The organism is Neisseria sp. WLZKY-1 (assembly GCF_046546535.1).
Classification (GTDB): domain Bacteria; phylum Pseudomonadota; class Gammaproteobacteria; order Burkholderiales; family Neisseriaceae; genus Neisseria.
In genome coordinates, this window is sequence record NZ_JBKGTW010000036.1 from 1 (window position 1) to 22,571 (window position 22,571).

The following is a 22,571-nucleotide window of genomic DNA, read 5'->3' on the forward strand; positions in this document are numbered from 1 at the left end:
GAGTGCGAATGGCGTTTTAACAACAGTGAAATAAAAGTTCAAATTTCCATTTTGAAACAATTGGTAATAGATAATTTATCCTAGTTATCTAGGACAGCCCCATTTTTTAAACGGGAAAACAGAAAAAGGCCGTCTGAAAAACGCTTTCAGACGGCCTTTGCCATGTTTACTTATCAACGAATTGGCCGTAGGCCATGATGCGGTCGAAGCGGCGTTCGAGCAGGTCGGCCTGCGGCATGTCTTGCGCGGCGCGGAGCTGGTCGGTGAGCACTTCGCGCACGTTGTTCATCAGTTCTTCATAGTTGCGGTGCGCGCCGCCCAGCGGTTCGTCGATGACTTTGTCGATCAGGCCGAGTTTGAGCAGGCGGTCGGCGGTGATGCCGAGGGCGGCGGCGGCATCGGCGGCTTTTTCGGCGGTTTTCCACAAAATCGAAGCGCAGCCTTCGGGGGAAATCACGGAATAGGTGGAATATTGCAGCATGTTGACATAGTCGCCGACGGCAATCGCCAGCGCGCCGCCCGAGCCGCCTTCGCCGATGATGGTGCAGATGACGGGGGTTTTGAGCTTGGTCAGTTCGTAGAGGTTGCGGCCGATGGCTTCGGACTGGTTGCGCTCTTCCGCACCGATGCCGGGATAGGCGCCGGGGGTGTCGACGAAGGTGAGCACGGGCAGGCGGAATTTTTCGGCCAGACGCATCAGGCGCAGGGCTTTGCGGTAGCCTTCGGGGCGCGGCATGCCGAAGTTGCGGCGGATTTTTTCTTTGGTGTCGCGGCCTTTCTGATGGCCGATAACGACGACGCTTTGGCCGTTAAAACGCGCCAAGCCGCCAACGATGGCGTAGTCGTCGGCAAAATGACGGTCGCCGTGCAGCTCTTGGAAGTCGGTGCACAGGGCGGCGATGTAGTCGAGGGTATAGGGACGTTGGGGGTGGCGGGAAACCTGCGAGACTTGCGCGGGGGTGAGTTTGGCGTAGATGGATTTGGTCAGATCGCTGCTTTTTTTCTGCAAACGTTCGATTTCGTCGCTGATGTCCACGGCGGATTCGCCTTGGACGAAACGTAATTCTTCGATTTTTTTGGTCAGTTCGGCAATGGGCTGCTCGAAGTCAAGAAAGACGGGTTTCATATTCGGACGTTCTCACTTTTTAATCGGGTTTTCGCGCAATATCATACGCGGATGGCGCACTTTTGCGAAACAAGGCGCGCAATTTACGCGATAAACGGTAGGCGGGCAAGCGCTATTTCATCCCCTTAGAGTTTTTATTCTGACGCATCCGACGTGTTAAACTGCCGCCTTTTGCAGCAGGTAGGAAAGGGACGGAAATGGTGGCGGAAACCGCGATGCGTTTGGACAAATGGCTGTGGGCGGCGCGCTTTTTCAAAACCCGCGCGCTGGCGCAGAAGCATATCGAGCTGGGGCGCGTTTTGGTAAACGGCGCGAAGGTGAAAAACAGCAAAAACATCGCGGCGGGCGACACGGTGCACCTGACGCTCAATTCCCTGCCCTACGAAATCACCGTGCTCGCCCTCAACCACCAGCGCCGCCCCGCGCCCGAAGCGCGCCTGCTCTACCGCGAAAACGAAGAAGTGGCGGCCGAACGCGAAGCGCAAAAACTGCTCGACCAGGCCTCGCGCATCAGCGCGGCCTATCCCGAAGGACGGCCGACCAAGCGCGACCGCCGCCAAATCGAAAAACTCAAACGCGGGGAATGGTAGGCCGTTCCCGCCTTCGCGGGAATGACGTTTCTGAAAACGGAGCGCCCGCGAAGCCGAAACGCAAGAGACCGTCTGAAACGGCTACTCGCATCTTCATACATCACACCAAAAAGGAAACCACATCATGCACTGGCAAGGCAGAGAACAAAGCAGCAATATCGAAGACCGTCGCGGGCAAAGCGGCGGCGGAGGGGGCGGCGGCATGGGTATCGTCGGCCTGATTGTCGTCCTCGTCGGCGCGTATTACGGCGTCGATTTGTCGGGCATTGTCGGCGGCTCGCCGCAACTGAGCGTCGGCAGCACGCAGCAGACGCGCGTCAGCAGCCAGGAAGAAGCGCAACTGGCTGAATTGTCGGCCGTGGTGTTGGCCGATACGGAAAAAACCTGGAGCGAATATTTCGCGCGGCAAAACGCTAAATACAGCCCGACCACCCTTGTGCTCTACACCGGCGGCACGCGCACGGCCTGCGGCACGGGGCAGGCGGCGATGGGGCCTTTCTACTGCCCGGCCGACAAAAAAGTCTATCTCGATTTGTCGTTTTACGAAGAAATGCGCAGCAAACTCGGCGCGGCGGGCGACACGGCCTTCGGCTATGTGATCGCCCACGAAGTCGGCCACCACGTGCAAAACCTGCTCGGCATCCTGCCGCAGGTGCACCAAATGCAGCAGCAGGCGGGCAAGGCGGAGGCCAACCGCCTGTCGGTGAAACTCGAATTGCAGGCCGACTGTTTCGCCGGCGTGTGGGCGAAATACGCGCAACGGCAAAACCTGCTCGAAGCGGGTGACATCGAAGAGGCGATGAACGCCGCAGCGGCCGTCGGCGACGACACTCTGCAAAAGCGCAGCAGAGGCTATGCCGTGCCCGACAGCTTCACCCATGGCACGTCCGATCAGCGCATGTACTGGCTCAAGCGCGGGCTGGAAAGCGGCGACATCAATCAGTGCAACACGTTTGAAGCGGGTTGACGGCAAATCCGATCAGGCCGTCTGAAAAAACTGTCTGCGTTTGTGGGCGGGCTTTTTTCAGACGGCCTTTTTGCATTTGGCGGGATGGCGACATCGCTTTTTTACATCGTTAGCGCATCGTTTTCAGACGACCGTGCGGCGGATATTGCGGCACGGGTTGGCAAAGTTTAAGGCCGTCTGAAAAAGCCGACGCGGTGTGCGGGTAGTGTTCAGACGGCCTTTTTGCATTTGGCGGGATGGCGACAGCGCTTTTTTACATCGTTGACGCATTGTTTTCAGACGGCCATGCAGCGGATATTGCGACACGGGTTGGTAAAGTCTGAGGCCGTCTGAATATTTCAGACGGCCTCAGACTTGGTGTTTTTATTCTTCTTCGGCGATGCGGCTGATTTGCACGCGCTCGATGCGCTGGCCTTCTTTTTCCAATACGGTGAAGCGCCAGCCGTGGTAGTCGGTGCTTTCGCCGACTTCGGGCAGGTTTTCCAACTCTTCCATGATGAGGCCGGCGACGGTGTGGAAGGGGGCGTCTTCTTCGGGCAGCGGCAGGTTGAGCTGGGGGGCGAGTTCGACATATTCGAGGCTGCCGTCGACGGTAAGGCTGTCGGTTTGTCCGTCGGCTTGGATAACAGGTTCTTCTTCGCGCTCGAATTCTTCGGGAAATTCGCCGGCGATGGTTTCGAGCAGGTCTTTCATGGTGACCATGCCGAGTACGGCGCCGAATTCGTCGACGACGAGGGCGTAGTCGGCGCTGCTGTTGCGGAAGAGTTCGATGGCGTTGAGGGCGGTGGTGCTGTCGGGCAGGACAAGCGGCTGGCGCAAGGCCGTCTGAATGTTGAGTTCGCCCGTGTCGAGCAGTTGGGCGAGCAGGTCTTTTTTGCTGACGTAGCCCAAGGGTTCGTCGACGCCCGCTTTGCCGACGACGAGCAGGCGGGAGTAGGGGCTGGTTTGCAGGGTTTGGCGCTGCTCTTCCTTGCTTTGCGAGATGTCGAGACGCTCGATGTCGCGGCGGGGAATCATCACACCGGGAATGGGGCGTTCGGCGAGGGTGAGTACGCTGCGTATCATGGATTTTTCGTTTTCTTCAAAGTGCTCTCCGTCTTCGGCTTCCGCCCCCGCGTTGGCAAGCAGGCTTTCGCGGATGCCCATCATGCCCAGCACGTTTTCGGCGGTGCGCTGGCGCCAGGAGCTGCCGGCGTAGTCGTTTTTCTTGGTGTTTTTCTGCGAAATCTGGTTGAAGATTTCGATGAGTACGGAAAAGCCGATGGCGGCGTAGAGGTAGCCTTTGGGGATTTGGAAGTGGAAGGCTTCGGCGATGAGGCTGAAGCCTATCATTAGCAGAAAACCGAGGCAGAGCATGACGACGGTGGGATGGCGGTCGACAAATTCGGTGAGCGCTTTGCTCGCCCACATCATGGCGGCCATGGCGACGACGACGGCGGCCATGGCGATGACGATGTGTTCGACCATGGCAACGGCGGTGATGACGGAGTCGATAGAGAAAACGGCGTCGAGGATGAGGATTTGCGCGACGACGCCCCAGAAGGGCGAATGTTTTTTGTGGCTGTCGGAGACGGCGAAGTGGTTGGCGCCTTCGAGACGCTCGTGCAGCTCGGTGGTGGCTTTGTAGAGGAGGAAGAGACCGCCGGCGAGCATGATGAGGTCTTTGCCGGAAACGGGGTGGCCGCCCAAGTGCATGAAGGGGGAGGTGAGGGTCATGATGTGCGCCATAAAGGCGAGCATGACGATGCGCAGGAGGACGGCGAGCGACAGGCCGGTGAGGCGGGCGCGGTCGCGCAGCTTGGGTTTGACTTTGTTCGCCAGTATGGCGACGAATACGAGATTGTCGATGCCGAGCACCACTTCGAGCAGCAGCAGGGTGGCGAAACCTATCCAAGTTTGCGGTTCGGCTAACCAGCTTAAATCCATTGTCGTCCGATTCCTTGCAAGGCAACAGACGACCCGAAAGGTTCAGGCCGTCGAAAAGGGCAGGCGCGGCGCCGGGGGAAATGCAGGCGGCGCGGGAAAATAAAGGGCGCAGTGTAAGCAGCTTGGACGCGGAATGCAAGATGCGGCGCGGCTTCGGGCGGTTTGCGGAACAGGCAGGCCGTCTGAAAGCGGGGCTTAGAAGGAGCGGCGGTTCTGCTTTCAGACGGCCTCATCTGTTTGCGAGTTGCGTGCCGCATAAAAAACAGCCCGCAGATGCGGGCTGTTTGGAGATGGTGTCGCGTATCAGGCGTCCGGTGTGCTTGGGGCGGCGGGCGGAGCGTCGGCTTCGGCGCTGCGGCTGTCCTGTCCGCTGTCTGTCGCTTCGGTATCGCCCGGTTTGCCTGTTTCTTCTTCGTTTTCTTTGCGCAGGTTGTGGCTGTAATCCTTCGGCGGGCTGGGCTGTTTACCTTCCATAATTTCCAATACCTGGTCGCGGTCGATGGTTTCCCATTCCATCAGTGCATTGGTCATGATTTCCATTTTGTCGCGGTTTTCGTCGAGGATTTTGTAGGCCACGGCGTATTGTTCGTCCAAGATGCGGCGGATTTCGGCATCGACTTCCTGCTGCGTTTTCTCGGAAATGTGCTGCGAACGGGTAACGCTGCGGCCGAGGAAGACTTCGCCTTCGTTTTCGGCATACACCATCACGCCCATTTTGTCGCTCATGCCGTAGCGCGTCACCATTTCGCGGGCGATTTGCGTGGCGCGTTCGAAGTCGTTGGATGCGCCGGTGGACACGCGGCCGACAAACAGGTCTTCGGCGATGCGTCCGCCAAACAGGATGGAGATTTGGTTGAGCATCTGGTCTTTATACATGCTGATGCGGTCGCGTTCGGGCAGCTGCCAGGTCAGACCCAGCGCGCGGCCGCGCGGCATGATGGTGACTTTGTGCACGGGGTCGGTGCCTTCCAAACTTTCGGCAACGATGGCATGGCCGGATTCGTGGTAGGCGGTGGCGCGTTTTTCGTCTTCGTGCATCACCATGCTGCGGCGCTCGGGTCCCATGTAGATTTTGTCTTTGGCATCTTCAAAGTCGCTTTGGTCGACTTTGGTTTTGTTGCGTCGGCCGGCAAACAGGGCGGCTTCGTTGACCAGGTTGGCCAGGTCGGCGCCGGAAAAGCCGGGCGTGCCGCGTGCCAGCGAAACCAAATCGACGGATTCGTCCAGCGGCACTTTTTTGGCGTGCACGTTTAGAATCTGCTCGCGGCCGCGAATGTCGGGCAGCGGCACGACCACTTGGCGGTCGAAGCGGCCGGGGCGTTGCAGCGCGGGGTCGAGTACGTCGGGGCGGTTGGTGGCGGCAATCACAATTACGGTTTGGTTGCTTTCAAAGCCGTCCATTTCTACCAAAAGCTGGTTGAGCGTCTGCTCGCGCTCGTCGTTGCCGCCGCCCAAGCCTGCGCCGCGCTGGCGGCCGACGGCGTCGATTTCGTCGATAAAGATGATGCAGGGCGCATTTTTCTTGGCCTGCTCAAACATATCGCGCACGCGGCTGGCGCCCACGCCGACAAACATTTCTACAAAATCGGAGCCGGAAATGCTGAAAAACGGCACGCCCGCTTCGCCGGCAATCGCTTTGGCCAACAGGGTTTTGCCCGTACCGGGGCTGCCGGCCAGCAAAATGCCGCGCGGCATGCGGCCGCCGAGGCTCTGGTAGCGGTTGGGCGCGCGCAGGTAGTCGACGATTTCCTGCACTTCTTCTTTGGCTTCGTCGCAGCCTGCGACATCGGCAAAGGTGACTTTGTTGGCATTGCTGTCCAACAGGCGGGCGCGGCTTTTGCCGAAGGAAAACGCGCCGCCTTTACCGCCGCCACCCGCCTGCATGCGCATAAAGTAGAACCACGCGCCGATCAGCAGCAGCACGGGCAGCAGGCTGAAAAACAGGCTGCCGAGCATGCTCTGGCGTTCTTCGGGCGTAACCTGCACGCGGACGTTTTTCGCCAGCAGGCGGTCGGAGAGCTGGTAGTCCAGCGGCGCGTGGGTGGTGAATTTGCTCTTGTCGGTGCGCTCGCCTTTGACGGTATAGCCCGCCAGTGCCGAGCCTTCTATGGTGACTGCTGCGATTTCGCCTTTGTCAACTTGTTGGACAAACTGGGAATATTCGATTTGGCGCGCTTCGTCCCTCTGGCTTTTGACGGCATTGAACGCCGCCATCAGTCCGATAATCAAGGCCGACCAAATCAGCAGGTTTTTTACGATGCTCCTCACAAAAACGGACTCCAGGAAATATTGATAAACGGTGGAAAAACAGGGGCGCGATTGTAAGCCGAGCCCCGACGGATTGTCAGGTTTTATTTTTGCCCAATAAGTAAACCTCACTGGAACGGTTGCGCGAAGCCCCGGGCTTGCGCGTGTATACGGCGGCAAAGCTGAGGCGCATGTCGGCGAGAAACTCCTGATATCCCGCGCCTTGGAATGCTTTGACCAAAAAATTTCCGCCCGTTTTCAGATGGTTTCGGGCGAAATCCAAGGCCAGCTCGTTCAGGTAAAGGCTTTTTGCCGCGTCGGTGACCGCGTGGCCGCTCATATTGGGTGCCATATCGCAGATTACAAGGTCGAGCGAGCGGCCGCCGAGCAGGGCTTCAAATTCCGCCAACACTTCGTTTTCGCGGAAGTCGCCCTGAATGAAGGACACACCCTCGATGGACTCCATTGGCAGGATGTCGAGGGCGAACACTTTGCCCGACGCTCCCGCCAGTTTTGCCGCCACCTGCGACCAGCTCCCCGGCGCGCTGCCCAAGTCGGCCAATACCGTGCCGGGCTTGATGAGTTTGTCTTTTTCGTTGATTTCCAAAAGTTTGTAGGCGGCGCGGGCGCGGTAGCCGTCTTTTTGTGCGAGGTGGACGTAGTGGTCGTTCACATGCTCGTTGAGCCATGCTTTGGAAGATTTGGAACGCGCGGCCATCGCCAACCCCGAAAATGCAAAAGGCCGCCATTCTACACGATTTTCAGACGGCCTCTTATGACACCGCCCCTTCTTTCGCGTAAAATCCGCAATTTTTCCGGCAGGCAGACACTATGGACAACTCACCCGATACCAAACAGATTCTGGCGCTCAAAGCCCGCGCCCACCATCTCAATCCCGTGGTGATGGTCGGCCAGCACGGTCTGACCGAGGCCGTTATCAAAGAAACCGATGCCGCGCTCTCGGCACACGAACTGATTAAAGTGCGCGTGGCGGGTGACGACAGAGCCGAGCGCGTGGCCGTGGCCGAAGCGCTGTGCGCCGCCACGGGCGCGTTTTTGGTGCAGCACATCGGCAAGCTGCTGGTGCTGTGGCGCGAAAAACAGAACGAAGAAGAGTAGTTGAAGCAAAAAGGCCGTCTGAAAACCTTTCAGACGGCCTCACCGCAGGAACCACACCATGAAAAACAACGATTTGAGCAGCCTGTTTAACGGCTTTGACGACGAAGATTTCCAACAGATGCTGGCGCAGATGAGCGAAGAAGAGCGCGCCGAATTCAAGCGCGAGTCGCAGCAGCTTTTTGCCGAAGTGGCCGAAATGTTCGAAGCCTTCGACAAGCGGGTTATCCACGAAAAACTCACCGCCGACATCCTCGCGCAAACGCCCGACGAAGAGCTGGTGCTCACTGTGTTCGACACCCTCGCCGCGCAGGCGCCCGTCGGACTTTCGGAAGAGGAATACCTGAAAACCCTCAGCCCCGAGCGCCGCGCCGTGTATGCCCTCTATATATTGGCGGGCGAAGTGGACAACGGCGGCTTCAACCAGTATTACTACAACACCGAAGCCGAAGCGGCGGCCTACCTGCCCGAAGCCTGCGAACTCGTCGGTGCGCCGAAATACGCCGACCTCGTGCGCCGCGCCAACGCCTGCTACGAAAACGAGCGCCTCGCCGAGCGGCAGGATGGTTCGCTGGAAGTCTTCTGCGATTCCTACCGCGACAACCCGCTGGAAAAATTCGACGACGAGTTTTACCTGCTGGAAAACTGCCGGCCGCTCGACCAGCTGCTGATGCGCTTTATCCGCGCCAACCCGCAGGCGTTTGTCGGCTGAGATCTAGGGTCTGTTGACAATCAGCCTTGTGGCGGTGTTTTTGGTAAAAATCCGCGCCTGCCGCGTCAAAAATGCTCGCAAGATGTCCAATCTTGCTGTGCTTTTTTCCTTGCATCCGCGAATTTTTCCTCAAAAACCGCTTCGCAAGCTGAATGTCAACAGCCCCTAGGGTGTGTTGACACGCGGCAGGCAAAAACACCGCTGCAACGTTGATTGTCAATACACTCTAAACAAAGGCCGTCTGAAAGCCCTTTCAGACGGCCTCTTTCCATATATTAAGGAGATAGAAAAGGAAGGCCATGACGCACCACCTTGTTTTGCAACACCCCGATATCGCCTGCTGCAACCTGCCGTTTTTAAACGGGCTGAGACCGTCTGAAAGCCCGTTTCCCGAGCGCGTGCGGCGCTTTGTTGTCGAACCCGGTTACGTTCTGCCGCCCGAAGCCGTGGCTGCCTTTGACGCGCGGCAGATTGATTATGCCGTGTTGCCCGCCGTGCCCTTTGCGGATTTCGGGCTGATTGTCAGCGATATGGATTCGACGCTGATTACCATCGAATGCGTCGACGAAATCGCCGCCGGCGCGGGTTTGAAAGAGCGGGTGGCGGAAATTACCGAACGCTCCATGCGCGGCGAAATCGATTTCGAGCAGTCGCTGCGCGAGCGCGTCGGCCTGCTGGCGGGGCTGCCCGAAAGCGTGTTGCAAGACGTGTACGACCATGTGCTGCAACTCTCGCCCGGCGCGGAATACCTGTTGGCCGAGTGCAAAAAACACGGCGTGAAATTCATGCTGGTGTCGGGCGGCTTCACCTTTTTCACCGACCGCCTGCAAACGCGGCTGGGCTTGGACTACGCCTTTGCCAACGTGCTGGAAACGGCAGACGGCAGACTGACAGGCCGTCTGAACGGGCGCATCATCGACGCCGAAGCCAAAGCGCGGCTCCTGCGCGAATACCGCGAAAAACTCGGCCTGCGCCCTGAGCAGGTAATCGCCGTCGGCGACGGCGCGAACGACATCCCCATGCTGCGCGAGGCCGGTTGCGGCATTGCCTACCATGCCAAACCGAAAACACGGCAGGCGGCGGATTTGTGCATCGGCCACGGCGGCCTCGACAGCCTGCGTAACTGGTTTCTTTAAAAATAAAAAACGCGCCCGAAGAGGCCGTCTGAAACTTTCAGGTGGCCTGTCTATCCGCTATAATCCGCCGTCCCGCTCCGCCATATTTTGCCGCCGCGCCCTTGTTTTTTCCGCGCGGCGGCATTATTTGGCGGCAACAAACCCCATCGGGCCTGAAAGCCGACATGCGCTATGGCAGGCCGTTTTTCCAACGGCGCGGCAGACCTGTCCCCAAGCTGCACCGAAGCAGAACACCCGCCCCCTTTGCCCGCCGCACAAAAAACCCACGGAATGAGAACATGAGCAAGCAAGAACCCCAAGACTACGAAGAACGGGAAGACGAAAACCGTCCGCTGACCCCCGAAGAACAGCGCCAGCGCCTGCGTCTGCTGATTTTGCAGGGCAAAGAGCGCGGCTACATCACCTACGCCGAAATCAACGATGCCCTGCCCGACGATATGTCCGATGCCGAGCAAATCGACAACATCGTCAACATGATTCAGGGCTTGGGCATCCAGGTTACCGAAGAAGCACCCGATGCCGACACCCTGCTGATGAACGACAGCGGCACCGGCATGACCGACGACGACGCCGTCGAAGAGGCCGAGGCGGCATTGTCGAGCGCCGACTCCGAGTTTGGCCGTACCACCGACCCCGTGCGCATGTATATGCGCGAAATGGGTCAGGTTGATCTGCTGACGCGCGAAGACGAAATCATCATCGCCAAAAAGATCGAAAACGCGTTGAAAAACATGATACAGGCGATTTCCGCCTGCCCGGGTTCCATCGCCGAAATCCTCGATCTGATTGAAAAAATCCGCGCTGACGAAATCAAAGTCGACGACGTCGTCGAAGCCATCCTCGATCCCAACGAAGTGCTGATGCACGAACTGGGCGTGAGCGATTTGGAAATCATCCCGCCGGGCAGCAAACCGTCCGATCGTGCCGCCGCGGCCGAAGAAGAGGGCGACGGAGAAGAGGGCGACGAAGATGAATCTTCCGAAGAAAACCTAGAAAGCATCAACCTCGAAGAACTCAAACAGGAAGTGCTGGCGCATTTCTCGGGCATCAGCGACAGCTACGGCCTGATGATTGCGGCGCTCAAAGAACACAACAGCCGCCATCCCGACTATCTGAAACACCGCGACGCCATCGCCCACAAACTCTTGGAAGTGCGCTTTGCCACCCGCCAAATCGAAAACCTGAGCAACAACCTACGGCAAAAAGTCGACAACATCCGCAAGCTTGAGCGCGAAATCCGCGATATCTGCCTCGACCGCGTGCAGATGGACAGGGACTACTTCATCAGCCAGTTCCTACCCAACATCACCAATTTGGACTGGCTGGAAGGCGAAATCGGCAGAAAACACGCGTGGAGCAACGCGCTCGAACGTTTCCGCCACGCCATTTTGGAAAAACAGACCGAAGTGGCTGAAATGGAAAAAACCGCGCAGATTTCCATCGAAGAATTGAAGGAGATCAGCAAAAACATGCAGAGCAGCGAGCGCGAAACCGCGCGGGCGAAAGAAGAAATGATTCAGGCCAACCTGCGCCTTGTTATTTCCATCGCCAAAAAATACACCAACCGCGGCCTGCAGTTTCTTGATTTGATTCAAGAGGGCAACATTGGCCTGATGAAAGCGGTGGACAAATTCGAATACCGGCGCGGTTACAAATTCTCCACCTACGCCACATGGTGGATACGCCAGGCCATCACCCGATCGATTGCCGACCAGGCGCGCACCATCCGCATTCCCGTGCACATGATCGAAACCATCAACAAAATGAACCGCATCTCGCGCCAGTATTTGCAGGAACACGGCGAAGACCCCGATTCCGCCAAACTGGCCGAACTGATGGAAATGCCGGAAGACAAAATCCGCAAAATCATGAAAATCGCCAAAGAGCCAATTTCCATGGAGACCCCCATCGGCGACGACGACGATTCGCACTTGGGCGACTTCATCGAAGACGTGAACAACGTCGCCCCCGCCGAAGCGGCCATGTATTCCAGCCTGCGCGAAGTGACCGCCGACGTGCTCGAAAGCCTGACTCCGCGCGAAGCCAAAGTGCTGCGCATGCGTTTCGGCATCGACATGAACACCGACCACACGCTGGAAGAAGTGGGCAAACAGTTCGACGTTACCCGCGAGCGCATCCGCCAGATCGAGGCCAAAGCCCTGCGCAAGCTGCGCCACCCAACCCGCAGCGACCGCCTGAAAAGCTTCCTCGACAGCGAAGACGGCAAATAGTGCTGGGGCTGTTGACAATTGGTTTGTGAAGCGGATTTTGCGTCAGAAAGCGGCAGATGCAAGGCGAAAATGCGAGCCTATGCCGCCCATAGGCGAGTGTTTTCAACGTGGCAGATGCCGTTTTATGGCGCAAAATCCGCCGCAATGCCAATTGTCGACAGTCCCTAAGGCCGTCTGAAAAAGTATCCGCGCCTTTCAGACGGCCTTTGAAAAGCACTATCCCGAAAGCGGAGGCCATAGTGGGCTGAACCTTGCTTTTGCCTTACAATGCGCCCGTTTCCAACCCTAAACACAGAAAGGATTCAGCAATGAGCCAGGAAGAAAACAAAATCAAAGTCGACACCTACGACAACGAACAGCCGCAGCAGAAAGAAGAGGTGGAGCTGCCCGTCGTCGATAACGACAAAGGCGAGAAAACCGAAAGCGGCTGCTGCGGCGTCTGCGGCGGCTGAGTTGGTTTAGATAGCCTGAAACAAAAAGAACGACACGTTTTGCGTGTCGTTCTTTTTGTTTCGGCGTTTTCATTTCGTTGGGATTCCGTTTTCAGACGGCCTCAACTGCCGCGTTGCCTGCCCGCCCGCTTCGCCCTGACGATTTCAATCACCGCCGGCAGCAGGGAAACGACAATAATCGCCGCCAGCACCAGGCTCAGGTTTTGTTTCACCAGCGGGATGTTGGCGAAAAAATAGCCCGCGTAGGAAAACAGCACCACCCACAAGGCCGCGCCGATGATGTTGTAGCGGATGAAGCGGCCGTAGTGCATGTCGGCCATGCCCGCGACAAAGGGCGCGAAGGTGCGCACAATGGGCACGAAGCGGGCGATGATGATGGTTTTGCCGCCGTATTTTTCGTAGAAGGCATGGGTTTTCGCCAGATGGCTTTGGCGGAAGATTTTGGAATCGGGATTGGCAAACAGTTTCGCGCCGAAGTATTTGCCGACGGCAAAATTCGCCGCGTCGCCCAACACGGCGGCGGCAAACAGCAGCAGCACCATCACATGGACGTTCATGCCGCCTACCGCCGCAATGCCACCGGCGGCAAACAGCAGCGAATCGCCCGGCAGAAAGGGCGTAACCACTAGCCCCGTTTCGCAGAACACAATCAGAAACAACAGGCCGTAAATCCATGCGCCGTACTGTGCGGCCAGTTCGGCCAGATGGACGTCGATATGCAGGATAAAATCGAGAAGGGTTTGAATCATGGAAAACTTCCGCTTGAGGCAAAAAGCGCGGATTGTAACCTGTAAGCGCGGCGGCAGGCCGTCTGAAAAGAGGTTTTGCCTTGCCAGAATCTGTTTTTCAGACGGCCTTTCCGGTTTTGGGAATGCAAATCCGGTCTGCCGTATTTCACATTTATGGCCGGACACAGGCATAAGGCCGTCTGAAACCGCGTTTTCAGACGGCCTGATTTTGAGAGCCGCGCGAAAGGGGCTACAATCGCGCGGTTTTTTCCATCCGAGCAGGCCGCCCGTGAACCAACTGATTTTCGACTTTGCCCGCCGCGACTATCCGGGGTTTGACAAATTCCTCGGCAGTGCCAACCGCGAGCTGGTGTTTGTCCTGCAACAGGCGCGCGATCAGTTTGTTTACGTCTGGGGCGCGGCGGGCACGGGCAAAAGCCACCTGCTGCGGGCATGGGCGGGGCAGGCGGCGGAGCAGGGTGCAGACGCGCGCTATATCGACGCGCAAACCATGCCGCTGGACGATTCTGCCCTCGAAGCCGACTATCTCGCCGTCGATCAGGCCGACAGGCTGAACGACGGCGAACAGGCCTTGCTGTTTGAAATCTTCAACCGTTTCCGCAACAGCGGCCGCGGCCGCCTGCTGCTTGCCGCCGACGTACCGCCCGCGCAGCTTGCCGTGCGCGAAGATTTGCGCACCCGCATGGGCTACTGCCTCGTTTACGACATCAAACCCCTGTCCGACGAAGAAAAAATCGCCGCCCTGGCCGGCATGGCGCGGGCGCGCCAGCTCGAAGTGGACGACGAAATCTTCCGCTATCTGCTCAACTACTGGCAGCGCGACATGGACAGCCTGGTGCAGATGCTCGACACCCTCTGCCTCTACACTGCCACCACCCGCCGCCGCCTCACCCTGCCGCTCTTGCGGCGGCTGCTCACCCAACAGGACGCCGTATGAAAAACCTCGCCATCTTCGATTTGGACAACACCCTGATCAACACCGATTCCGACCACGCCTGGCCGCAGTATCTGATGAAAAAAGGCTTGGTCGACGTCGAATACACCCGCGCGCAGAACGACAAGTTTTACCGCGACTACCAAAACGGCTGTCTCGACATCGACGAATTCCTCGCCTTCCACCTCGCGCCGCTGAAAAATTTCTCCCGCGCCGAGCTGGACGAAATGCACCGCGAATTCAGTGCCGAATTTATCGAGCCGCACATCGCGCCGATGGCGAAAATGCTGGTGCAGAGCCACCGCGATGCGGGCGACGAGCTGCTGGTTATCTCGTCCACCAACGAATTCATCATCCGCCCCATCTGCCGCCTGTTCGGCATAGACAACGTTATCGGCACGCAGCTCGAAACCGACGCAGACGGCCGCTACACCGGCCGTTATGTCGGCATCCCCAGCCTGAAAGAAGGCAAAATCACCCGCCTGCACCAATGGCTCTCCGCACGCGGCGCAAGCCTCGCCGACTACGGCAAAAGCTATTTTTACAGCGACTCGAAAAACGATTTGCCGCTGCTGCGGCTGGTCGACGAACCCGTCGCCGTCAACCCCGATGCCGAACTGCTGCGCGAGGCGCAGGAAAAAGGCTGGCCGGTGCTCAACTTCAAAGAGGCCGTCTGAAATGCCCCGCTTCAAAACCGCCGTCGTCCTGATTACTGCGCCTAACCGCACCGAAGCGGAAAACATCGGCCGCGCCCTGCTGGAAAAACGCCTCGCCGCCTGCGTGCAGTATGAAAACATCGTCAGCCAATATGTCTGGATGGGCGAAACCTGCCGCGACGACGAAATCCGCATCACCGTCAAAAGCGCGCGCAGCCTGTTCAAAAAAGTGGCCAAAACCGTCCGCGCCCGCAGCAGCTACGACTGTCCGCAAATCCTGATGCTGCCCGTTAGCGGCGGCAGCAAAGACTATCTGCGCTGGCTGAGAGCACAGTTGGCGTTATAATGCCGCCCTTTTTGCTTTCAGACGGCCTCCAAACAGACAAAGGCCGTCTGAAAACATTGTCGAACCACCAAATTAAGGAAACCCATGTTCCGCACCATGCTCGGCGGCAAAATCCACCGCGCCGCCGTTACCGAAGCCGATTTGAACTACGTCGGCAGCATCACGGTAGACCCCGACCTGCTCGACGCCGCAGGCATACTCGTCAACGAAAAAGTACAAATCGTCAACAACAACAACGGCGCACGCCTCGAAACTTACACCATCGCCGGCGAGCGCGGCAGCGGCGTCGTCTGCCTCAACGGCGCGGCGGCACGGCTGGTACAAAAGGGCGACATCGTCATCATCATGTCCTACGTCATGCTGTCCGAACCCGAAATTTCCGCCCACCGCCCCAAAGTCGTCCTCGTCGACGAAGCCAACAAAATCCGCGACATCCTCGACTACGAACCGCCGCACACCGTGTTATAAATCCCTAGGGGCTGTTGACAATTAGCTTGCGAGACGGTTTTTTGAGTAAAAAATGCCCGAATGCAAGGAAAAAAGCGCAGTAAGGTTGGATACCTTACGAGCATTTTTGACGCGGCAGGCGGGTATTTTTTGCCAAAAACACCGCCGCAAGGCTGATTGTCAACAGCCCCTAAGGCCGTCTGAAAACGTTCAGACGGCCTCAATCACGCCCCGACCATTATGAGCGAACAAGAAACCATCCAAGCAGAACACCCCCGCGCCATCCGCAGCTTCGTCCTGCGCCAAGGCCACATGACCGCCGCTCAACAGCGCGCCATCGACACCCTGTGGCCGCAATACGGCTTCGACTACCAAAACGCCCCCGCCGATTTAAACCAAGCCTTCGGCCGCGCCGCGCCGAAAATCCTCGAAATCGGCTTCGGCATGGGCACCGCCACTGCCGAAATCGCCCGCCGCCTGCCCGAAAAAGACTTCCTCGCCATCGACGTACACGGCCCCGGCGTCGGCAACCTGCTGAAACTCATCGACGAGCAGGAAATCCGCAACATCCGCGTCATGCGCCACGACGCCGTCGAAGTCGTCGAAAACATGCTGGCCGACGGCAGCCTCGACGGCATCCACATCTTCTTCCCCGACCCCTGGCACAAAAAACGGCACAACAAACGCCGCCTCATCCAAGCCCCCTTCGCCGCCAAACTGCTGCCCAAACTCAAAAGCGGCGGCTACCTCCATCTGGCGACAGACTGGGAAGAATACGCCGTGCAGATGCTGGAAGTGCTGAGCGGCTTTGCCGAACTGCAAAACACCGCCGCAGCCTACGCCCCCACGCCCGCCTACCGCCCCGAAACCAAATTCGAAGCGCGCGGCAAACGGCTGGGACACGGCGTGTGGGACATCGTTTTCAAAAAACGCTGATTTACACAAAGCGGTATTTCGCTGACACAATCTTCTTTACAATACGCCCTTTCGTTTTCCAACCACCCGCAGGAGACATTTATGCAGAACAAAAAACTGATTGCCGCCGCTTTCGCCGCTCTGGCACTGGCCGGCGCAGGCGCACAGGCCGCAGGCAAAAACAGCGGCAAAAAACCGCTGGCCGATCTGTCCGACAACACTCCAGTACTGATGCTCGCCGAAGTCAACAGCCTCGATAAAAAAGTGGAAGTGGCCTACGTTTGCGACAGCCAGCAGGGCAAACGCAACCTCAACGCCATGTACGGCATCAAAAACGACGAAACCGTCGTTACCCAAATCAAAGTCGGCACGGAACTCACCCCCAACCTGCGCCGCGTGATGAACGACACCAACGGCAAAAAACAAAACAGCTACTACGGCGAAGGCCTCACTTGGATTACCGACAAAGCCGACCCGAACAGCCTCACTTCCGCCAACGGCAAAATCCTGATGCAGGCCGACGCGGTGGACGGCGGACTGCCCAAAGGCAACCAGACCATCCTGTTCCAAAACTGCCAAGTAGACAAAGCCGCCACCAAGAAACTGAACGGCAAATAAAACCCGAAAGGCCGTCTGAAAACCCGTTATGCAAGGAAAACGGGTTTTCAGACGGCCTTTTGCCTGATGTCCCTTTCAGACCAAACCGGCCGTGAACCGCGCTGCCGTTTTGTGCTTCCCGCCTGCGATGCACCGCGGCTATCCAGCCAAACATCCCGACAGCCGAACCGCTGTACCTGACAGAAAATCCAAGCGCAAAGCGGTAACGGCATTTTGGCGGCAAGCATCCGCTGCTTGAAGAATAAGCAAAGGCCGTCTGAAAGAACGCTTGCCTTTTCAGACGGCCTCAAACGCAGTCGGACAACCCCGACAGGCCGTCTGAAAAGCCTTCCCGCTCTTTTTCAGACGGCCGCAAACCGACAGGAAATCTGATGAATAAACCCCTTCCCGCCCTTTGTGCCGCCCTGCTGCTGTCTGCCTGCGCCGGTTTGCAGAACGTGCAAACCCGATGGCAGCCGCCGCGCGACATCCCCGATTTTTCCGCCGAAGGCCGCCTGGCCGTGCAGGCAGAGGGCAAAGGCTCGTATGCCAATTTCGACTGGATGCGGCAAAACGGCGTGCAGACCATCGACATCAACACCCCGCTGGGCAATACCCTCGGCCAACTCTGCCGTGACGCGCAGGGCGTGTTGGCCGTCAACAGCAAAGGCGAGCGCTTCGAGGCCGCGAGCGTGCAGGAATTGAGCAGCCGCCTGCTCGGCTTCGCCCTGCCGCTGCAATATCTCGATACATGGGCAAACGGGCAGTGGGCGGCGGACATCCCGCACCAAACCGCTGCCGACGGCAGCCTGATGCAGGCAGGTTGGAATATCAGCCGTCAGGCACGCGAAGACGGAACAGTGCGCGTTCTGGCGCTGACCGACGGCAAAATGTCGTTGCGGCTGGTGTTCGACAGCATGAGGTCGTCTGAAAACGGCGGCGGTGCGCCGAAACAGTGCGCCGCCAGAGGAGGCGTGTAATGGAGAGGAGTGCACAAGAACCGGCCTTTCCTGCCCCCGCCAAACTCAATCTCGACCTGCGCATCACCGGCCGCCGCGCCGACGGTTATCACGAGCTCGAAAGCATCTTCACTCTGATTGATTTGCAGGACACCCTGTATATCGAGCCGCGTGGTGACGGCCGTATCGTGTTGCACACGCCGCTCCCGGACGTGCCGCCCGAGCAGGATTTGTGCGTGCGCGCGGCACGGGCGCTGCAAAACTTTTCCGGCTGTTTGAAAGGCGCGGACATCCGCGTCGAAAAACGCATCCCGACGGGCGGCGGTCTGGGCGGCGGCAGCTCCGACGCGGCCACCGTGCTGATGGCGCTCAACCGCCTGTGGGATTTGAACCTGCCGTCAGACACGCTGCAAAAAATCGGTCTGACGCTGGGTGCGGACGTGCCGTTTTTCCTGTTCGGCCAAAGCGCCTTTGCCCGCGGCATCGGCGAAATCCTCACGCCGCTGCCGCTGCCGCCGCAATGGTATGTGCTGGTGCGCCCGAACGTGCACGTTGCCACGCCCGCCGTGTTCGCCCATCCCGACCTGCCGCGCAACAGCGCCCCATGCGCCACGCCGTCTTTTGCCGCGCTGCAACCCTTTCGCAACGACATGCAGGCGGTGGTGCTGGCGCAATATCCGCCGGTGGCCGCCGTGTTCAGGCTGCTGCAGGATTACGGTAGCCCGCGCATGACCGGCTCTGGCGCCTGCCTGTTTTTGTCGTTCGGCAGTGCGGACGAAGCCGAAGCGGTACGCAGCCGTCTGCCCGAACAGCTTGAAAGTTGGTGCACGGCAGGTTTGGCCGAGCACCCGCTGCGTTGTCAGGCCGTCTGAAAAAACGGCAAATCGGTCTTGACAGACCCGCCGAAAGCAAACATAATCCGCCCCCTTCGACGCGCCTGCTTTTGCGGGCGGAAAATTGGGGATTCGCCAAGTTGGTTAAGGCACCGGATTTTGATTCCGGCATTCGTAGGTTCGAATCCTACATCCCCAGCCACAACACTCCGCAAGATTTTGGGGATTCGCCAAGTTGGTTAAGGCACCGGATTTTGATTCCGGCATTCGTAGGTTCGAATCCTACATCCCCAGCCAGTTTCCAAATTCCGACAAGTTTTGGGGATTCGCCAAGTTGGTTAAGGCACCGGATTCTGAATCCGGCATGCGTAGGTTCGAGTCCTACATCCCCAGCCAGATACAAAAGCGTGTGATTCGTCCCACGCTTTTGTTTTTGCAGGTTGTCGGTAAAGATATTTTGTGTAATTTTTTGTTTGGCTGCGTTGTTTTTGGTGCGTATAATGCCGCCGCGCCCGCAACCAAACATAAAGGAAGCCCGCGATGTTTCCTAAATTGCACATGACCCACCCCATTCCAAGCGAGGAAGATATGGCTGACAGTTTGATGGTCTTTACCGGCAATGCCAATCCGAAATTGGCTGCCAACGTGGTAAAACATCTCGATATTTCCATCGGTAACGCATCGGTAAGCAAATTTTCAGACGGCGAAGTGGCCGTCGAACTTTTGGAAAACGTGCGCGGCCGCGACGTGTTTATCCTCCAGCCTACCTGCGCGCCGACCAACGACAACCTGATGGAAATCCTCACCATGGCCGACGCCCTCAAACGCGCGTCTGCCGGCAGGATTACCGCCGCCATTCCCTATTTCGGCTATGCCCGCCAAGACCGCCGTCCGCGCTCCGCGCGCGTGCCGATTTCCGCCAAACTGGTAGCCAATATGCTGCACAGCGCAGGCATCGACCGCATTCTTACCGTCGATCTCCATGCCGACCAGATTCAGGGCTTTTTCGATATTCCCGTAGACAATATTTACGCCACCCCGATACTCTTGAACGACGTGCAGCGCCAAAACATCGAAAACCTGACCGTCGTCAGCCCCGATGTCGGCGGCGTGGTGCGCGCCCGCGCCATGGCCAAAGCCCTGAACGCCGATTTGGCCATCATCGACAAACGCCGTCCGAAAGCCAATGTGGCCGAAGTGATGAACATCATCGGTGAGATCCAAGACCGCACCTGCCTGATTGTCGACGACATGATCGACACCGCCAACACTCTGTGCAAAGCCGCTTCCGCCCTGAAAGAGCGCGGCGCGTCGCGCGTGCTGGCCTATGCCACCCATCCGGTTTTTTCCGGTGAGGCGGCCGAGCGCATCGCTTCGTCCGACATCGACCAAATCGTCGTGACCGACACCATTCCCCTGTCTGATGCCGCACTGCGCTGTGGCCGCGTCCGCCAGGTTTCGATTGCCGGACTCTTGGCCGAAACTGTGCGCCGCATCAGCAACGAAGAATCCGTCTCATATCTTTTCAACGAAGATGTGCTGACCAACGGCGGCATGCTGCTGCCGTAAACCCATGCCGTCTGAAACTGGTCGCGGTAGAAGACGGCTTTATTTCTTTAATCCAAAAAGGACTTTTATCATGTCATACGAAGTACAAGCTACCGTTCGCGAAGCACATGGCACAGGTGCGAGCCGCCGCCTGCGTCGCGAAGGCCAAGTTCCCGCCGTGCTCTACGGCGACAACCAGGAAGCCGTTGCCATCGCCGTAGACCACAAAACCATGTTCTACGCGCTGGAAAAAGAATCCTTCCATACCAGCCTGATCAAGCTGGCCGTAGACGGCAAAACCCAAGACGTTATCGTGCGCGATTTCCAAATCCATCCCTTCCGACGCCAAGTGTTGCACATCGATTTCCAAGCGGTCGATGTCAACAAACCGCTGAAAATGCGCCTGCCGATCGCCGTTATCAACGCGGAAAAATCCAAAGCCGTCAAACTGCAAAGCGGCCGCGTTTCCCTGCTAACCAGCAGCGTGGAAGTTATCGTCGATCCGAAAAACATCCCTTCCTCTTTGGAACTGGATTGCGGCGAAGTGGTTGCCGGCGACATCCTGCACCTGTCCGACATCAAATATCCCGAAGGTGTTACCAGCGTCGCCCTGAAACGCGACTCCAATCTGGCCGTTGCCACCGTTACCGGTAAAAAAGGCTGATTCCGCTTCGGATACGCCCGTCCCGCCCGCGCCCGCCGCAGGCGGGATTTTTCATGTCCGGCAAACCGGCAGCGCACAGCGGAGAAGCCGATCGGATAGCGCGGGCTTCTCCGCCCGAAACCATTCCCGCACCGCGCCCCTTGATTTTTCTCCGCCCCACAGCCATATGGCGCGGGTTCGCGGCGGCAAGGCCTTACGTGGTGTCGGAATCCCCGTTTTTGCGGACAGCAGTCTGTCCGCACGCAGCCGCATCAGGCCGTCTGAAACCGCCGTCCCACCATCCGAAGAAAGACAAACATGAAAACACCATCCCAAGATTTGCGAACCCGCTTTATTTTCGACGATATGCCCGTGCGCGGCCTGCATGTGCGGCTGGAAAACGTCTGGCAGCACATCGTCGGCCGAAAACACTATCCCGCCGCCGTGCGCCGCGCGCTGGGTGAACTTCTCGCCGCAGGCGCCCTCCTGTCGAGCAACCTGAAAATCGAAGGCACGCTCACCGTCCAAGTGCAGGGACAAGGCCGTCTGAAAATGCTGGTAGTCGAAGCCACCTCCGAACAAACCTGCCGCGCCACCGCCCGCTGGGACGAAACCGCCGCCATCGGCGATAAGGAAACCCTGCGCGAACTGCTCGGCGAAAACGGCGTATTCGCCATCACCCTGCAACCGCAGGAAGGCGAGCCCTGGCAGGGCGTCGTCCCCCTCGAAGGCGGCAGCATCGCCGAAATGCTCACAGGCTACATGCTGCGCTCCGAACAGCTCGAAACCCATATCACCCTCGCCGCCGACGAACACACCTCCGCCGGCCTGCTCCTGCAACGCCTGCCCGAAGAAGAACTCGACCAAGAAGCCTGGGAGCACGTTACCGCGCTGGCCGACACCGTCGGCAGCCACGAACTGCTGGATTTGGACGCACAACACCTTCTCTATCGTCTGTTCCACGAAACCCCGCCGCGCGTCTTCGAGCCCGACACCCTCGAATTCGCCTGTACCTGCTCGCGCGGCAAAGTCAGCGACATGCTGCTGATGCTCGGCGGCGAAGAAGTCGGCTCGGTGGTGGCAGAGCAGGGCAGCATCGAAATCGACTGCGACTTCTGCAACGAAAAATACGTTTTCGACGAAACCGACGTCAACGCCCTGTTCGGCACCGATATCGTCAAAGCCGTTACCGAAGAACAGCACCGCCTACAATAAAGCGAAAAGGCCGTCTGAAAGCGGAAAATCCGCGTTCAGACGGCCTCATTCTTATCCGACACAGGATTTCCGTCATGGCAGGCATAAGTAACAAATTTACTGCTAAATCAGAGAAGCAACGCACTAAGTAACAAAATGGAGGCTGAGCCTAAGATTTAATTGATAAATAATCCTTAATAAACCTAATTTTATTCTCCCTACTCATGCCGTGATGGCACGCTAAAAG

At 58.1% G+C, this 22,571-nt stretch carries 23 protein-coding genes, 3 tRNA genes and 1 pseudogene; 22 read left to right on the forward strand and 5 right to left on the reverse strand.

Features of this window, described 5'->3' with window-relative positions:
- Positions 1-84, forward strand: a pseudogene (locus tag ACLD9W_RS09130) (IS1595 family transposase); the annotation flags it as partial.
- Between the two features lie 82 nt (positions 85-166).
- Here ACLD9W_RS09130 and ACLD9W_RS09135 read toward each other — a convergent pair.
- Positions 167-1,126, reverse strand: a complete 960-nt coding sequence (locus tag ACLD9W_RS09135; RefSeq protein ID WP_410841734.1) for an acetyl-CoA carboxylase carboxyltransferase subunit alpha — start codon at positions 1,124-1,126, stop codon at positions 167-169.
- 197 nt (positions 1,127-1,323) lie between these two features.
- Between ACLD9W_RS09135 and ACLD9W_RS09140 the strand changes: the two genes are divergently transcribed.
- Positions 1,324-1,716, forward strand: a complete 393-nt coding sequence (locus ACLD9W_RS09140; RefSeq protein ID WP_410841735.1) for an RNA-binding S4 domain-containing protein — start codon at positions 1,324-1,326, stop codon at positions 1,714-1,716.
- A gap of 124 nt (positions 1,717-1,840) precedes the next feature.
- Entirely contained in the window at positions 1,841-2,683 is an 843-nt protein-coding gene (locus ACLD9W_RS09145; RefSeq protein ID WP_410841736.1) for a neutral zinc metallopeptidase, read from the forward strand.
- Between the two features lie 363 nt (positions 2,684-3,046).
- On the opposite strand, the gene ACLD9W_RS09150 is transcribed toward ACLD9W_RS09145, so the two are convergent.
- The 3 genes from ACLD9W_RS09150 to ACLD9W_RS09160 form a co-directional block, all read right to left on the reverse strand.
- Entirely contained in the window at positions 3,047-4,609 is a 1,563-nt protein-coding gene (locus tag ACLD9W_RS09150; RefSeq protein ID WP_410841737.1) for a TerC family protein, read from the reverse strand.
- A gap of 303 nt (positions 4,610-4,912) precedes the next feature.
- Positions 4,913-6,823: an ATP-dependent zinc metalloprotease FtsH gene (ftsH, locus tag ACLD9W_RS09155; RefSeq protein ID WP_410841754.1), complete on the reverse strand. Its 1,911-nt coding sequence runs from the start codon at positions 6,821-6,823 to the stop codon at positions 4,913-4,915.
- A gap of 130 nt (positions 6,824-6,953) precedes the next feature.
- Entirely contained in the window at positions 6,954-7,574 is a 621-nt protein-coding gene (locus tag ACLD9W_RS09160) for an RlmE family RNA methyltransferase (RefSeq protein WP_410841738.1), read from the reverse strand.
- Between the two features lie 113 nt (positions 7,575-7,687).
- On the opposite strand from ACLD9W_RS09160, the gene yhbY reads away from it, so the two are divergent.
- From yhbY to ACLD9W_RS09185, 5 genes are all read left to right on the forward strand, one after another.
- Positions 7,688-7,975 (forward strand): ribosome assembly RNA-binding protein YhbY, encoded by a 288-nt coding sequence (yhbY, locus tag ACLD9W_RS09165; RefSeq protein ID WP_410841739.1) that lies wholly within the window; start codon positions 7,688-7,690, stop codon positions 7,973-7,975.
- A 58-nt stretch (positions 7,976-8,033) separates the two neighbouring features.
- Positions 8,034-8,684 (forward strand): DUF4375 domain-containing protein, encoded by a 651-nt coding sequence (locus ACLD9W_RS09170; protein WP_410841740.1) that lies wholly within the window; start codon positions 8,034-8,036, stop codon positions 8,682-8,684.
- 299 nt (positions 8,685-8,983) lie between these two features.
- Positions 8,984-9,820 carry a phosphoserine phosphatase SerB gene (gene serB / locus ACLD9W_RS09175; protein WP_410841741.1) on the forward strand — a complete coding sequence of 279 codons (837 nt, stop codon included), beginning with the start codon at positions 8,984-8,986 and terminating at the stop codon, positions 9,818-9,820.
- Between the two features lie 278 nt (positions 9,821-10,098).
- Positions 10,099-12,051, forward strand: a complete 1,953-nt coding sequence (rpoD, locus tag ACLD9W_RS09180) for an RNA polymerase sigma factor RpoD (protein WP_410841742.1) — start codon at positions 10,099-10,101, stop codon at positions 12,049-12,051.
- Between the two features lie 308 nt (positions 12,052-12,359).
- Positions 12,360-12,503 (forward strand): hypothetical protein, encoded by a 144-nt coding sequence (locus ACLD9W_RS09185; protein WP_009426172.1) that lies wholly within the window; start codon positions 12,360-12,362, stop codon positions 12,501-12,503.
- Positions 12,504-12,604: 101 nt separating this feature from the next.
- On the opposite strand, the gene ACLD9W_RS09190 is transcribed toward ACLD9W_RS09185, so the two are convergent.
- Entirely contained in the window at positions 12,605-13,252 is a 648-nt protein-coding gene (locus ACLD9W_RS09190) for a DedA family protein (protein WP_410841743.1), read from the reverse strand.
- Between the two features lie 268 nt (positions 13,253-13,520).
- Here ACLD9W_RS09190 and hda point away from each other — a divergent pair, with 268 nt between their 5' ends.
- The 14 genes from hda (at position 13,521) to hslO (ending at position 22,345) form a co-directional block, all read left to right on the forward strand.
- Complete coding sequence (hda, locus tag ACLD9W_RS09195) at positions 13,521-14,189, forward strand: DnaA regulatory inactivator Hda (RefSeq protein WP_410841744.1); 669 nt, start codon at positions 13,521-13,523, stop codon at positions 14,187-14,189.
- Positions 14,186-14,863, forward strand: a complete 678-nt coding sequence (locus ACLD9W_RS09200; protein WP_410841745.1) for an HAD family hydrolase — start codon at positions 14,186-14,188, stop codon at positions 14,861-14,863. Before hda ends, ACLD9W_RS09200 begins: the two co-directional genes overlap by 4 nt.
- A gap of 1 nt (position 14,864) precedes the next feature.
- The gene (gene cutA / locus ACLD9W_RS09205; RefSeq protein WP_410841746.1) at positions 14,865-15,188 is read left to right on the forward strand and encodes a divalent-cation tolerance protein CutA; all 324 of its coding nucleotides are present in this window, start codon (positions 14,865-14,867) and stop codon (positions 15,186-15,188) included.
- 84 nt (positions 15,189-15,272) lie between these two features.
- Positions 15,273-15,656, forward strand: a complete 384-nt coding sequence (panD, locus tag ACLD9W_RS09210) for an aspartate 1-decarboxylase (RefSeq protein ID WP_410841747.1) — start codon at positions 15,273-15,275, stop codon at positions 15,654-15,656.
- A 219-nt stretch (positions 15,657-15,875) separates the two neighbouring features.
- Positions 15,876-16,571 (forward strand): tRNA (guanosine(46)-N7)-methyltransferase TrmB, encoded by a 696-nt coding sequence (gene trmB, locus ACLD9W_RS09215; protein WP_410841748.1) that lies wholly within the window; start codon positions 15,876-15,878, stop codon positions 16,569-16,571.
- Positions 16,572-16,652: 81 nt separating this feature from the next.
- Positions 16,653-17,168: a hypothetical protein gene (locus ACLD9W_RS09220; protein WP_410841749.1), complete on the forward strand. Its 516-nt coding sequence runs from the start codon at positions 16,653-16,655 to the stop codon at positions 17,166-17,168.
- A 371-nt stretch (positions 17,169-17,539) separates the two neighbouring features.
- Positions 17,540-18,127 (forward strand): outer membrane lipoprotein LolB, encoded by a 588-nt coding sequence (locus ACLD9W_RS09225; protein WP_410841750.1) that lies wholly within the window; start codon positions 17,540-17,542, stop codon positions 18,125-18,127.
- Positions 18,127-18,978, forward strand: a complete 852-nt coding sequence (gene ispE, locus ACLD9W_RS09230) for a 4-(cytidine 5'-diphospho)-2-C-methyl-D-erythritol kinase (RefSeq protein ID WP_410841751.1) — start codon at positions 18,127-18,129, stop codon at positions 18,976-18,978. Before ACLD9W_RS09225 ends, ispE begins: the two co-directional genes overlap by 1 nt.
- A gap of 86 nt (positions 18,979-19,064) precedes the next feature.
- Positions 19,065-19,141, forward strand: a tRNA-Gln gene (locus ACLD9W_RS09235).
- 18 nt (positions 19,142-19,159) lie between these two features.
- A tRNA-Gln gene (locus ACLD9W_RS09240) sits at positions 19,160-19,236 on the forward strand.
- Positions 19,237-19,258: 22 nt separating this feature from the next.
- Positions 19,259-19,335 (forward strand) — tRNA-Gln (locus ACLD9W_RS09245).
- A 192-nt stretch (positions 19,336-19,527) separates the two neighbouring features.
- Positions 19,528-20,508, forward strand: coding sequence for a ribose-phosphate pyrophosphokinase (locus ACLD9W_RS09250; protein WP_410841755.1), 981 nt, complete (start codon positions 19,528-19,530; stop codon positions 20,506-20,508).
- Positions 20,509-20,578: 70 nt separating this feature from the next.
- Entirely contained in the window at positions 20,579-21,151 is a 573-nt protein-coding gene (locus ACLD9W_RS09255; RefSeq protein ID WP_410841752.1) for a 50S ribosomal protein L25/general stress protein Ctc, read from the forward strand.
- Between the two features lie 297 nt (positions 21,152-21,448).
- Positions 21,449-22,345 carry an Hsp33 family molecular chaperone HslO gene (hslO, locus tag ACLD9W_RS09260; RefSeq protein ID WP_410841753.1) on the forward strand — a complete coding sequence of 299 codons (897 nt, stop codon included), beginning with the start codon at positions 21,449-21,451 and terminating at the stop codon, positions 22,343-22,345.
- Positions 22,346-22,571: the final 226 nt, after the last annotated feature.